Origin of the sequence: Actinophytocola sp. (genome assembly GCF_036555685.1) — a bacterium.
Taxonomy (GTDB): Bacteria; Actinomycetota; Actinomycetes; order Mycobacteriales; family Pseudonocardiaceae; genus Actinophytocola.
Window position 1 is genome coordinate 1 of record NZ_DATBKY010000050.1, and the last position, 12,912, is coordinate 12,912.

Annotated in this window: 12 protein-coding genes and 1 riboswitch; of the genes, 3 read left to right on the forward strand and 9 right to left on the reverse strand. The window is 71.0% G+C overall.

The window, feature by feature from the left end:
• Positions 1 to 18 precede the first annotated feature (18 nt).
• The 7 genes from VH969_RS05630 to metG form a co-directional block, all read right to left on the reverse strand.
• Positions 19 to 981 carry a 4-(cytidine 5'-diphospho)-2-C-methyl-D-erythritol kinase gene (locus tag VH969_RS05630; RefSeq protein WP_331971407.1) on the reverse strand — a complete coding sequence of 321 codons (963 nt, stop codon included), beginning with the start codon at positions 979 to 981 and terminating at the stop codon, positions 19 to 21.
• A 74-nt stretch (positions 982 to 1,055) separates the two neighbouring features.
• Positions 1,056 to 2,060, reverse strand: coding sequence for a methionine ABC transporter ATP-binding protein (locus VH969_RS05635; protein WP_331971410.1), 1,005 nt, complete (start codon positions 2,058 to 2,060; stop codon positions 1,056 to 1,058).
• A 182-nt stretch (positions 2,061 to 2,242) separates the two neighbouring features.
• A riboswitch (SAM riboswitch) is annotated at positions 2,243 to 2,332 on the reverse strand.
• Between the two features lie 75 nt (positions 2,333 to 2,407).
• Entirely contained in the window at positions 2,408 to 3,274 is an 867-nt protein-coding gene (rsmA, locus tag VH969_RS05640; protein ID WP_331971413.1) for a 16S rRNA (adenine(1518)-N(6)/adenine(1519)-N(6))-dimethyltransferase RsmA, read from the reverse strand.
• A gap of 9 nt (positions 3,275 to 3,283) precedes the next feature.
• Entirely contained in the window at positions 3,284 to 3,925 is a 642-nt protein-coding gene (locus VH969_RS05645) for a class I SAM-dependent DNA methyltransferase (RefSeq protein ID WP_331971416.1), read from the reverse strand.
• A gap of 87 nt (positions 3,926 to 4,012) precedes the next feature.
• The gene (locus VH969_RS05650; RefSeq protein WP_331971419.1) at positions 4,013 to 5,539 is read right to left on the reverse strand and encodes a resuscitation-promoting factor; all 1,527 of its coding nucleotides are present in this window, start codon (positions 5,537 to 5,539) and stop codon (positions 4,013 to 4,015) included.
• Between the two features lie 287 nt (positions 5,540 to 5,826).
• Positions 5,827 to 6,684 (reverse strand): TatD family hydrolase, encoded by an 858-nt coding sequence (locus VH969_RS05655; RefSeq protein WP_331971439.1) that lies wholly within the window; start codon positions 6,682 to 6,684, stop codon positions 5,827 to 5,829.
• A complete protein-coding gene (metG, locus tag VH969_RS05660) occupies positions 6,681 to 8,474 on the reverse strand; it encodes a methionine--tRNA ligase (RefSeq protein WP_331971423.1) in 1,794 nt (597 codons plus the stop codon). Before metG ends, VH969_RS05655 begins: the two co-directional genes overlap by 4 nt.
• A 49-nt stretch (positions 8,475 to 8,523) precedes the next feature.
• Between metG and VH969_RS05665 the strand changes: the two genes are divergently transcribed.
• The 3 genes from VH969_RS05665 (at position 8,524) to VH969_RS05675 (ending at position 10,977) form a co-directional block, all read left to right on the forward strand.
• Positions 8,524 to 9,141: a PadR family transcriptional regulator gene (locus VH969_RS05665; protein ID WP_331971427.1), complete on the forward strand. Its 618-nt coding sequence runs from the start codon at positions 8,524 to 8,526 to the stop codon at positions 9,139 to 9,141.
• Positions 9,142 to 9,203: 62 nt separating this feature from the next.
• Complete coding sequence (locus VH969_RS05670; RefSeq protein ID WP_331971430.1) at positions 9,204 to 10,223, forward strand: efflux ABC transporter ATPase subunit, DrrA-related; 1,020 nt, start codon at positions 9,204 to 9,206, stop codon at positions 10,221 to 10,223.
• A complete protein-coding gene (locus VH969_RS05675; protein WP_331971433.1) occupies positions 10,213 to 10,977 on the forward strand; it encodes an ABC transporter permease in 765 nt (254 codons plus the stop codon). The genes VH969_RS05670 and VH969_RS05675 overlap by 11 nt, the downstream gene beginning before the upstream one ends.
• Before the next feature lie 48 nt (positions 10,978 to 11,025).
• Here VH969_RS05675 and VH969_RS05680 read toward each other — a convergent pair whose 3' ends face one another.
• Both VH969_RS05680 and rsmI read right to left on the reverse strand, forming a co-directional pair.
• On the reverse strand, positions 11,026 to 12,000 hold the full coding sequence (locus tag VH969_RS05680) for an aldo/keto reductase (protein ID WP_331971436.1): 975 nt from the start codon (positions 11,998 to 12,000) through the stop codon (positions 11,026 to 11,028).
• Positions 12,001 to 12,053: 53 nt separating this feature from the next.
• Positions 12,054 to 12,902, reverse strand: coding sequence for a 16S rRNA (cytidine(1402)-2'-O)-methyltransferase (gene rsmI, locus VH969_RS05685; protein ID WP_331971442.1), 849 nt, complete (start codon positions 12,900 to 12,902; stop codon positions 12,054 to 12,056).
• Positions 12,903 to 12,912 lie beyond the last annotated feature (10 nt).

Here is a 12,912-nt window from a genome sequence, read left to right on the forward strand (position 1 = left end):
CCGCCGCCTGGCGGATGTTCAGGCGTGCACCTGTGGAGGCGTAGGGCGCGGCTCCTCGTCGCCGACCACGCGGGCGCCCGGGACCGGGCCGTGCACGACGCGCACCGTACGGCAGACGCCCGCGCCCGACAGCGACGCCGCCACCTGCACGGCGTCCTCGGCGCTCGCACAGAGGAACGCGCACGTCGGGCCGGAGCCCGACACCGTGCCGGCCAGCGCGCCCGCGTCGACCCCGGCCCGTAACGTCCGCCGCAGGCCCGGGCGCAGCGACACGGCCGCGGCCTGCAGGTCGTTGCCCAGCAGCAGCGCGAGCTGCCGCGGATCGCCGGCCGCGAGTGCCTCCAGGACCGGTTCGACCTCGCCCACGCACGGCGGGTCGCCGCTGTCGCGCAGGCGGTCCAGCTCGGCGTAGACCTTGGGTGTCGCGAGGCCGCCGCGGGCGAACGCGAGCACCCAGTGGAAGGTGTGGCGGGTCAGCACCGGGACGATCTGCTCGCCACGGCCGGTGCCGAGCGCGGTACCACCGTGCAGCATGAACGGCACGTCGCTGCCGAGCGTCGCGGCGACGTGGGCAAGCTCGTCGCGGCCCATGTCCAGCTTCCACAGGCTCGCGAGGCCGACGAGCGTGGCGGCGGCGTCCGCGCTGCCGCCCGCCATGCCGCCGGACACCGGGATGTTCTTGCGGATCATGACCCGGACCTTGGGCTCCTCGGCCCCCTTGCCCGCGTGCCGGGCGAGCTCCTCGACCGCCCGCCAGGCGAGGTTCGCGCCGTCGGTCGGCACCGTCGACGCGCCCTCGCCACGCACCTCGACGCCCGGCTCGTCGGCGATCGCGACCGTGACCTCGTCGGTCAGCGACAGCGACTGGAAGACGGTGGACAGCTCGTGGAAGCCGTCCTTGCGCACAGCGCCGACCGCGAGGTGCAGGTTCACCTTGGACGGCACCCGGACGGTGACCGGGCGGGGGACGACTGCGAGCACCCCATCAGCCTACGGCCACGGCGATCCCGGCCGGCTGCTGGTTCTCGCGGCCGGCCGGGTCGCGTGTGCGCAGGTCAGGCCGCCAGGCTGCGCGGGCCGCGGGCGAGCTCGCGGACCGTGCCACCCCGCTCGGCGAGCCAGCCGAGCGCGGCGTGCGTGCGGTGGCCGGAGACGCCCAGGCGGAACCGCGCCACCGGCGTCTCGCCGATGCGGGTGACGCCGCCGCCGATCACGGAGATGTCCGTGCCGAAGCGGCTCGCGGCCTCGGGCAGCAGCGAGCCGATGGCGGCGAAGCCGACGAGCACGACGTCCGCGACGCGCGGGTAGTCCGCGCGCGCGGCCGGGTCGATCGCGGGCAGGATGGCCTGGCTGACCAGGCTGTCCGGGTCCTGCACCAGCTCGAGCAGCCGGCCGGTCTCCAGCAGCCGGCCGTGCTCGAGGACGGCGACGTCGTCGGCGATGCGGCGGACGACGCTGGCGTCCTGGGTCGCGACGAGCACGGTGGCGCCGAGCTCGGCGCGGGCGCGGTCGAGCGTCGCGAGCACGCTCGCGGCGCCGTCCTCGTCCAGGTTCGCGGTCGGGTCGTCGGCGAGGACCACGGCGGGGTCGCCGACGAGCGCTCGCGCCACGGCGATGCGCTGGCGCTGGCCCGGGGTGAGGTCCTGCGGGTAGGTGGCCGCGTGGCTGGTGAGGCCGATCAGGTCGAGCACCTTGCCGACGCGCTCGCGGCGCTGCGGGCCGTCCATGCCGACCTTTTCGAGCGGGAGCGCGATGTTGCCGGCCGCCGTGCGCTGGCAAAGCAGCGACTCGCCGGAGGGCACGACGCCGATCCGCGAGCGGGCGACGCGCATGGAGCGCTCGTCGAGGGCACCGGTGTTGAGCCCGTCGAGGCGGAACACGCCGCTGTCCGGGCGCTCCCGCAGCGACAGGACGCGAGCGAGCGTGGACTTGCCGGCGCCCGCGGGGCCGACGACGCCGGCGATGACGCCGGCCTGAATGTCGAGGGTGACGTCGTCGAGGGCCACGACGGACCCGGACGTACTTCGGAAGGTCTTGCTGAGGTTCTCGAGGGTGATCACGATGTGCTCCAGTCCAGGCGCGTTGACCGCTCGTTTCGCGAGGCGGTGTTCGGTGAAGGCCCCTCTTGGGGGCAGCGGTGTACGGGGCGTCAGCTGCAGAAAGTCAGCGACGACAACCCGTGACCGTGCGCCGGCACTGGTCGATGACACGCCTTGTGGTGAGCATGACCATCGCTCTCACTCCTCCATCGATCCTGGCGGTAGCACCTGCCCGACTTGGGTGGTTGCTGCGGCGTCCTGGAGCCAGGTCTCTCAGCCGCTCGGGATGGATACTCTCGCAGTCAACCCGATCCGGCCGCGGCTTTGCAACCGCCGCCTCAGCCAGACTCAGTCAGATATCTGCCAAATCACAACTGGCCGGCGATGGCCGCGAAGTCCGTCACGTCGAGTTGCTCCCCGCGCGCTCTGGGGTCGACGCCGGCCTTGGTGAGCAGCTCTTCGGCGCGTTCGGCGCCGCCCGCCCAGCCCGCGAGGGCGGCGCGCAAGGTCTTGCGGCGCTGGGCGAACGCGGCGTCCACCAGGCCGAAGACCTGTGCCTTGTCGCCTGGTGGCTCCTCGCGGCGTTCGAGTCTCACCAGCGCCGAGTCGACGTTGGGCACGGGCCAGAAGACCGTGCGCGGGACGGTGGCGACCCGCTTGGCGGCGGCGTACCAGGCGATCTTGACGCTGGGCACGCCGTAGACCTTGGACCCGGGGCCGGCGGCCATGCGGTCGGCGACCTCGGCCTGGACCATGACGAGCGCCTTGTCGAGGGTGGGCAACTCGGCGAGGAGGTGGAGGACGACGGGGACGGAGACGTTGTAGGGCAGGTTGGCGACCAGGGCGGTCGGTTTCTCCGCGAAGCGTTCGGCTTTCACAACCACCGCGTCGTCCTGGACGACGTGGAGCCGGTGCGTCAGGGTCGGCGCGCGGTCGGCGACGGTGTGTTCGAGGTGGCGGGCGAGGACGGGGTCGACCTCGACGGCGTGCACGGCGTGGCATCGCGGGAGCAGGGCGAGCGTGAGGGAGCCCAGCCCGGGCCCGACCTCGACCACGACGTCGTCGGCGGTGATCCCGGCGTCCTTGACGATGCGCCGGACGGTGTTGGGATCGTGGACGAAGTTCTGCCCGAGCCGCTTGGTGGGCCGCAGGTCGAGCTCGGCGGCGAGGCGCCGGATGTCGGCGGGGCCGAGCAGGGCCGCGCCCCGCGCAAGGTCCCCGTCGCGTTCACCCACCGCACGAGCCTAGCGATGCGTGGCGGGGTGGGACTTGCGGGCGAGCAGGCACGCCTGCGGCGCGCTCTCGCCCTCGGTGGTCAGGCGTGCGGTGACGGTCAGGCCGGCGTCTTCGAGCAGCGCGGCGACGCGGTCGGGCGGGAAGCGGTAGACGTCGAGGCGGACCGGGTGGCCGTAGGCGTGCTCCGGGCGCCGGTGCCGGTCGCCGGCATGGAAGCCGACCAGCGCGTAGCCGCCCGGCGCGAGCACGCGGTGGAACTCGGCGAACACGACCGGGAGCTCGGCGGGTGGCGTGTGGACGATCGACCACCAGGCGACGAGACCGCCGAGTGCGCCGTCGGCGAGTGCCAGCCCGGTCATCGAGCCGACCGCGAAACGCAGCCGCGGGTACCGCTCCTTCGCGACCGCGACCATCCGTGGCGACAGGTCGAGGCCGAACGCGTCCAGGCCGAGCGCGGCCAGGTGCGCGGTGACTTGCCCCGGCCCGCAACCGAGATCGGCGACCGAACCACGGACGACTTCGGCGAACGCGGCGATCATGGCCCGCCCGAAGGGATCCTTCGCGAAGCGCTCCGGCACGACATCGGCGTAGTCACGAGCGACGACGTCGTAGGACTCCCGCGTGTCGGTCAGATGCGACGGCTCGATCACCCGCGGAACCCTAGCCACTCCGGCAGTCACCACAGACAGGAAGCGAGCCCGGACTCTGGTGAGTCCGGGCTCGCTGCGAAAGGAAACCTACTGGGGAAGGCCCAGCTTGGCGGAACAGGCAGGCCAAGCGCCGTAACCGCCGCGGGCGTCGCGAACCTTGGTGGCGATCGCGATCTGCTGCTCGCGGGTCGCCTGGTGTGGGTAGGCGGCGTACTGGCCACCGCCGTTGGCGTCCCACGTCTGCTTGTCGAACTGGACACCGCCGTAATAGCCGTTGCCCGTGTTGATCGCCCAGTTGCCGCCCGACTCGCACTGCGCGAGCTCATCCCAGACGGCGCCGTCGGAGATCACCGGCTGCGGGGGCTCCTTGGTGCCGACCCGCACGACCTTCGGCTTCGGCTGCTTGGTGACCTTCGAGCCGATCTCGACCCGGGCCATCTCCTCGCCGTTCTTCACCGTGATCCGGTAGGTCGCGATCCGCTCGCCGGGCGCGCCCGGGTCGAGCACGACCTCGGTGCCCTCCATCGCGTTCGGGTCCTCGACCTCCTGCACCGGAGGCTTGACCTTCTCGGTCCGGTTCACGACGGTGACGCCGTTGCGGGTGATCCGGATCTCCGCGCCGTCGGTGACCTTGATCTTGCCGCCGGGCGCGATCTGGTCGTCCGGGCCCAGCTTGAGCTTCAGGTCGTCGACCAGCTCCTGGACGGTGACCGCGGTGGTCTGCAGCGCCTTCGGCTTGTTGCCACCGTCGAAGAGCGTGATGTTCTTGAGGGTCTTGATCTCCAGCGCCATGCCGTTGAGCGGCACGCCGTTGTCCATCCCGGCCGACATCCACGCGCCCTCGGCGGCGATGTTCGCCTGCCGCAGCGCGTCGCGGACGTTCGTCGCGCGGACCCAGAGGTCCTTCTTCTCACCGTCGATGGTCAGGTGGAGCTGGCGACCACGCTGCAGGACGACCTTGTCGCCGTCGTCGACGCTCGCGGCCGGGGACGGGGACAGGGCGTCGTGCGCCCCGACCTGCAGGCCCTCGTCGTCGAGCAGCTCGCCGACGGTGTCGGCGTAGGTGTTGACCTCCTGCGCCTTGCCGTCGACGTCGACCGTGACCGACTTGTTCATCGCGATCGCCGCGGCACCGCCGCCGATCAGCGAGACCAGGATCGACGCGATCGTCGCCTTGAGGACGGACTTCTTCCAGCGCTTGATGCCGGTCGCGACACCGGGAGGAGCTTCCTCCTCGTCGGTCATCGGCAGCGCGCGAACCCGCCCGCCGGACAGCTCGTCCGGGATGATCGGCAGGACGGTGGTCTCGGCGTTGATCAGCCGGATGAGCTCGTCGACGTCGACGTTCGCGTACGCCATCAGCTCGTCGGCCTGCGGGCCGAGCGCCGTGCGCACGTCGTTCGGGGTGATGGTCAGCGAACCCGAGTATCCGTCGAGGTTGGAGCTGCCGAAATCGTCGTAGAAGTCGGGGAACTCCGAACGCCACGCGCGGAAGTCGTCGTCCAGGACCGCGGTGCCGGCGGCGGCCGGAGCGTCGACCGGGGTGAACCAGTCGGTGTCCGCGAACCCGCTACCCGTAGAACCGCCGAAATCGCCGGATCTGTATCCGCTCACTTAAGTCGATACCTCCAGAAGGCCGCAGCCGAGCCCAACTACAGCGCCGGCTAGCGCGCTTCGTTCCGTCACGACATCCCAAAGCCCCGGGCCATCCCAGGCCACCTCGAAAGACGGCCACCCCGACATGCATTGGCCTTGCTTCAGGCGTAGCAGGACCGCGTCGTCCCGGCTACGGTCACGGGACAGTAACGGTGCCGGGCAGGTTGCGCAAACACCGCGTCGAGTGTCGTGATGCCCGTCACTCCACGAATGGAGTAGCGCGCGTCGCCCGTTCATCGCAGTGATCACGACTCGTGACCACCGAAATCACCTTGGGTAGCACCCGAAAGGCCGAAGATCCGGTCGGCATTCGCGTTCACGGCTGCACACAGCTCCCCTAGATCAACCCCTCTGAGCTGCGCAATGTCCACGATCGTGTACGCAGCGCCATGCGGCTCGTTCGGGCGGCCGCGATACGGATGCGGTGTGAGGAACGGCGCATCGGTCTCCACGAGCAACTGGTAAACGGGAACATGACCGACGGCGTCACGAAGCGCCCGCGCATTGCGAAATGTCACCGTTCCGGCGAACGACAGCACGTACCCCTTCGCGACGCACCGGCTGGCGAAGTCGGCGTCGCCGGAGAAGCAGTGGAACACCACCGTTTCCGGCGGGCCCTCCTCCTCGAGGATCCGGTAGATGTCCTCGTGCGCGTCCCGGTCGTGGACCATCAGCGGCTTGCCGACCCGCTTGGCGAGGTCGATGTGCCAGCGGAACGCCTCCTGCTGCGCGGCGGGCGGCGAGTAGTCCCAGTAGTAGTCGAGCCCCGTCTCGCCGACGGCGACCACGCGTGGTTCGCGGGACAGCTCCTCGAGCACGGCGCGATCGCCGTCCGAGAACGCCGCCGTACGCGTCGGATGGACCGCGACGGCGGCGAACACCCGCGGGTCCCACGTGGCGGCCGCAGCGGCCCACTGAGCGGCCGCCAGGTCGTCGGCCACCGTGACGACGCGCGTGACGCCCGCCTGCTCGGCCTTGTCGACGAGCGCGGCCACGTCCGCGGCGTCCTTCGCCCCGCACGCGTCCAGATGCGTGTGGGCGTCGACGATCGGCGAAGGGAGCCGCGCCGGAACGGGAAGCGGCTCCCCGCGTCGTCTGGTCATGACGTGATGGGCGCCCACTCCGGGCCGGTCTCGCCCAGCTTCGGGTCGAGCTTCGCGAACAGCGGCGTCGGCTTCGACAGCGGCCGGCCCACCTCCACCGGCGTGGACTCCCAGCGGGCCTGCTCGGCCGCGTAGTCACCGGTGAGGATCGGGTTCATCCGGCCGGCCACGTCCAGGTCCTCGACCTCGCGCAGCTCCGGCTGGGCCGCCCACACGCCGGTGCCTCCCAGCGCCTCGTGCACCTTCTGCGCGGCGTGCGGCAGGAACGGGGTCAGCAGCGTGTTGGCGTCCTGCACGACCTGCAGCGCGGTGTGCAGGATCGCGTCCCGCCGCTCCGGGTCGTCCTTCCGTTTCCACGGCTCCTGGTCGGAGATGTACTTGTTCGCCGCGCCGACCACGCGCATGGCCTCGCCGATCGCCTGCTTGAACCGCGAGCGGCGCAGGTGGGCGCCGACCGTCTCGAACGCGTTCCGCGACAGCGCCTTCAGCTCCTCGTCGGCCGCCTCCGGCCGGACCGGCCGCGGGATCGAGCCGACGTTCTTGTGCGCCATGGAGATCGACCGGTTGACGAGGTTGCCCCACTCGTTGGCCAGCTCGAAGTTGATCCGCCGGACGAACTCCTCCCACGTGAAGTCGACGTCCTGCGTCTCCGGCCCGGCCACCGAGATGAAGTAGCGCAGGCTGTCCGGGCCGTACTCGCGCAGGAAGTCGTTCACGTAGATGACCGTGCCGCGCGAGGTGGAGAACTTCGCGCCGCTCATCTTCAGGAACTCGCTCGACACCACCTCGGTCGGCAGGTTCAGCGTGCCGAACGCGCCCGGCTCGCCGCCCTTGTCGCCCGCGCCGTTCTGGCCGAGCAGCAGCGCCGGCCAGATCAGCGAGTGGAAGACGATGTTGTCCTTGCCCATGAAGTAGTAGCCCTGGGCGTCCGGGTTGGTCCAGAACTCCTGCCACGCGTCGGGGTCGCCGGACCGGCGCGCCCACTCGACGCTTGCCGACAGGTAGCCGATCACCGCGTCGAACCAGACGTAGAACCGCTTCATCGGCATGTTCCGCCAGCCGTCGAGCGGTACGGGCACGCCCCAGTCGAGGTCGCGGGTGATCGCCCGCGGCTTGAGGTCGTCGAGCAGGTTCTGGCTGAACTTCAGCACGTTCGGCCGCCAGTCGGTGCGGCTCTTGAGGTAGTCGCCCAGGGCGCCGGCGAACGAGGGCAGGTCGAGGAAGAGGTGCTCGGTCTCGACGAACTCCGGTGTCTCCCCGTTGATCTTCGAGCGCGGGTTGCGCAGGTCGGCCGGGTCGAGCTGGTTGCCGCAGTTGTCGCACTGGTCGCCGCGGGCGCTCTCGTAGCCGCAGATCGGGCAGGTGCCCTCGATGTAGCGGTCGGGCAGCGTGCGGCCGGTCGACGGGCTGATCGCGCCGAGCTGCGTCTTGGCGATGACGTAGCCGTTCTTCCACATGCCGAGGAACAGGTCCTGGGTGACCTTGTAGTGGTTGCCCGTGGTGGTGCGGGTGAACAGGTCGTAGGACAGGCCGAGGCCCTCGAGGTCGCCCGCGATCTGGCGGGTGTACTTGTCCGCCGTCTCCCGCGCGGTCATCCCCTCGCTGTCGGCCTGCACGAGGATCGGCGTGCCGTGCTCGTCGGTCCCGGACACCATGAGCACCTTGTGGCCGGCCATTCGCATGTACCGGGAGAAGACGTCCGAGGGGACACCGAATCCGGACACGTGGCCGATGTGGCGGGGGCCGTTGGCGTAGGGCCAGGCCACCGCGGTCAACACGGGGATGCTCATGTCCGCCTAGCCTACGGAGGAGCGCGGAACGGGAGCCAAGGGAGGCACGGTGTCGGCCACGCGGCTGCTGGTGTTGGGGGTCGTGCGGATGTACGGCCGGGCCCACGGCTACCAGGTCCGGCGCGAGCTGCTGACCTGGTCCGCCGACAAGTGGGCCAACGTGGCGCCCGGGTCGATCTACCACGCGCTCAAGAAGATGGCCAAGGAGAAGCTGCTCGAGGAGGTCACGACCGACGCCGACAGCGAGACCCGCGGCCCGGACCGCACCGCCTACCAGCTGACCCCGGACGGCGAGACAGAGTTCCGGGTCCTGCTCGCGAAGAGCCTGTCCGAGGGCGACGACACCGCGCAGGGCGCCTACCGGCTCGCCGCCGCGACCACGTTCCTGCCGGCCCTCTCCCGCAGCGACGCGATCAGCCTGCTACAGCACCGGATGACCTACCTTCGCGGGCAGCGCACCAACATCGCCGCCCTGGTCGAGCAGGCCACCGGCTGGGGGCATCCCGCCCACATGACCGAGCTGTACCGGCTGTGGCTCGCGTCCGCCGAGGGCACCCTGCGCTGGCTTGAGAACCTGGTGTCCCGGCTTGAAGCGGGGGAGTATGTGATGGCCGACGACCCCGGTACGGCGTTCGGCGAACCGGGGTGGACCGCTAATCAAGATTGACTATCGAACGCGGGCACGGCATCCTCTATCGCACTAGTCAAACTTGACTTAGGGGGGACATCATGATCGAAGCACGCGGCCTCACCCGGACCTTCCGGGCCCGGGGGCGCACCGTCGAGGCGGTCCGCGGGATCGACCTCGACGTAGCGGCCGGCGAGCTCGTCGGCTTCCTCGGCCCGAACGGCGCCGGCAAGACGACCACGCTGCGCATGCTCACCACGCTGCTGAAACCGACCGCGGGCGAGGCCTCGGTCGCCGGCTGCGACCTGGCCAAGGACCCGGTCGGTGTGCGCAGGCGGATCGGCTACGTGGCGCAGGGCGGGGGGACCACGCCGGAACTGAAGGTCATCGAGGAGATGGTGCTGCAGGGCCGGTTCTACGGGCTGTCCAAATCGGACGCGGCGGCCCGGTCGGCCGACCTGATGAAGCGCCTGGACATCGCGGAACTGGACGAGCGCGTCATCAAGACGCTCTCCGGCGGCCAGCGGCGCCGGCTGGACATCGCGCTCGGCCTGGTGCACGACCCGCGCCTGCTGTTCCTGGACGAGCCGAGCACCGGGCTCGACCCGCAGAGCCGGGCCAACCTGTGGGGCCACATCCGCGCGCTGCGCGACGAGCACGACACCACCGTGTTCCTGACGACGCACTACCTGGACGAGGCCGACGCGCTGTGCGACCGGATCCTCGTCATCGACCACGGCGACATCGTCGCGGAGGGCAGCCCGGACGAGCTCAAGGCGCAGGTCTCCGGCGACGGCGTGGAGGTCGGCGTGCACGAGGAGCACCTCGCCACCACCGCGGAGATCGCCGCCAAGCTGCCCGACGCGCACGAGATATCGACAGTGGACGGCAAGGTGCGGTTCCGGGTGCCGCGCGGGGACACGGCCATCCCGGAGCTGCTGCGTGAACTGGACAACGCCGGTATCGCGATGACGTCGGTACAGGTCCACCGCCCCACGCTGGACGACGTGTTCCTGACGCTGACCGGGCGCACGCTGCGCGACGCCGAGGCCGAGCCCCCGCCGGCGGCTGCGCCGAACTCAGGGCCCGAGAAGGACAAGGAGCCGTCCGATGTTGCGTGAAATCTGGCTGGTGTTCCGCCGGGACTCGACGATCGCGTTGCGCAACCCGGCATGGATCTTCATCGGCATCATGCAGCCGGTGCTCTACCTGGTGCTGTTCGGCCCGCTGATGGAGCGGATCGTGACCAGCACGCCAGGCTTCCCGCCGGGCAACGCGTGGGTGATCCTCACGCCCGCGCTGATCCTGCAGATCGCGCTGTTCAGCATGTTCTCCGGGATCGGCATCCTCGTCGAGCTGCGCAACGGCTCGCTGGAACGGCTGCGGGTGACGCCGGTGCGCCGGATCTCGCTGCTGCTGGGCAAGGTGGCGAACAACGCGGTGCAGCTGTTCTTCCAGGCCCTGCTCGTGCTGATCATCGCGCTGCTCGCATTCGATCTCAGCGCGCCGTTCGCCGGGGTGGTGCTGAGCCTCGCGATCGTCGTGCTGATGGGCATCACGCTGTCGTCGGTCGGGTACGCGTCCGCGCTGATGCTCAAGAGCGAGGAGGCGTTCATCCCGGCGCTGAACACGATCCTGCTGCCGGTGCTGCTGCTGTCCGGAATCCTGATCCCGATCACCACCGGGCTCGCGCCGGGCTGGCTGTACACGATCTCGCGGATCAACCCGTTCACGCACATCGTGGACGCCGACCGGGCCGCGTTCCGCGGCGACTTCGCCATCGACGCGCTGTTCACCGGGGTCGTCGTGCTCGCCGTGATGGCCGTCCTGGCGGTGTTCTGGGGCGCCCGGACGTTCCAGCGCGAGAACGCCTGAGCCGCGTGGACGCCCCCGGCTTCGGGCCGGGGGCGTCCTCGTGTCCGCTCAGCGGTTGACGGCCGCCATGCCCGCGGGGGCGTAGCGCTCGCCCGCGACGGCGTCCGCCGGCACGGCCGAGTCGATCTCGGCCAGCTGGTCGGCGGTCAGCTCGACGTCCACCGCGGCCGCGTTCTCCTCCAGGTACCGCACCCGCTTCGTCCCGGGGATCGGCACGAGGTGCTCACCCTGCGCGAGCAGCCAGGCGAGCGCGACCTGGACCGGCGTGACGCCGAGCGTCTTCGCGAGGCCCTGGACGCGCTCGGCCAGCGCGACGTTGCGGGCCAGGTTCTCGCCCTGGAACTGCGGCAGCCCGCCACGGAAGTCACCCGCGCCGAACTCCGCGGGCATCCGGCCGGTGAGCAGGCCGCGACCGACCGGCGAGTACGGCACGACGCCGATGCCCAGCTCGGCGCAGACCTTCAGCTGGTCGTTCGCGAGTTCGCGGTTGAACAGCGAGAACTCCGACTGCAGCGCGGTGATCGGATGCACCGCGTGCGCCCGGCGGAGCGTCTCGGAACTGACCTCCGAGACCCCGAGGTGGCGCACCTTGCCCGCCTCGACCAGCTCGGCCATCGCGCCGACGGTGTCCTCGATGGGCACGTCCGGGTCCCGGCGGTGCAGGTAGTACAGGTCGATCACGTCGACGCCGAGCCGGCTCAGCGACGCGTCGACCGCCTGCCGCACGTACGCGGGCCTGCCGTCGACCCGCACCTCCCCACCACCCACGACCTCGCGGATGCCGAACTTCGTGGCGAGCACAACCTCCTCGCGGCGTTCCTTGATCGCGCGGCCGACGAGCTCCTCGTTGTGGCCGCTGCCGTACCGGTCGGCGGTGTCGAGGAAGTTCACCCCGAGGTCGAGCGCGCGGTGGAGCACGCGCGTCGACTCGTCGTCGTCGATCGGTCCGTAGACCTCGGACATCCCCATGCAGCCGAGGCCGAGCGCGGAGACTTCCAGCCCGGCCAGCGTGCGCTTTCGCATTGCGACTCCCTTCGGGTACGCCTCCCAGCGAACACGTTGGAGCGCGCTCCAGGTCAACTCTCTTTGCGAGCGGCGAGCACGGCGTCGTAGAGCTGCTTGCGGCTCACCCCGGCCGCGGTCGCGACCTCGCCGGCCGCGTCCTTGAGCCGGGCGCCACCGTCGACGAGCTCGCCGACCCGCTCGACGAGCGTTTTCATCGGCTGCGCGCGCCGCGGCTCGGCGCCGGCCAGCACGACCGTGATCTCGCCGCGCACGCCGTCCTTCGCCCACTCGGCCAGCTCACCGAGCCCGCCGCGGCGGATCTCCTCGTACGGCTTGGTCAGCTCCCGGCAGACCGCGGCCCGCCGCCCGCCCCCGAGCACCTCCACGGCGAGGGCGAGCGTGGCGGCGATCCGGTGCGGCGACTCGAAGAACACGGCGGCGCGCGGCTCGTCGGCGAGGTCGGCGAAGAAGCGGCGCCGCTCGCCGTCCTTGCGGGGCGCGAAGCCCTCGAAGCAGAACCGCTCGCAGGGCAGGCCGGACAGCGCGAGCGCGGTGGTCACGGCGGACGGGCCGGGCAGGCAGGTGACCCGCAGGTCCCTGGCCACGCACGCGGAGACGAGCCGGAAGCCGGGGTCGGAGACGCTGGGCATGCCGGCGTCGGTCACCAGCAGGACGGTCTCGCCGCGCTCGATCGCCTTGAGCAGGCCGTCGAGGCGGGCGGTCTCCACGGCGTCGTAGAAGCTGACCACCCGGCCGGCCGGGGTGACGCCGAGCGCGGCGGCGAGCGAGCGCAGGCGGCGGGTGTCCTCGGCGGCGATCACGTCCGCGCTGCCGAGCGCCTCGACCAGGCGCGGAGACGCGTCCCGGGAGTCGCCGAGCGGGGTGGCGGCCAGAACCAGCAGGCCGTGAGTGTTCACCATCCGTTCCAGT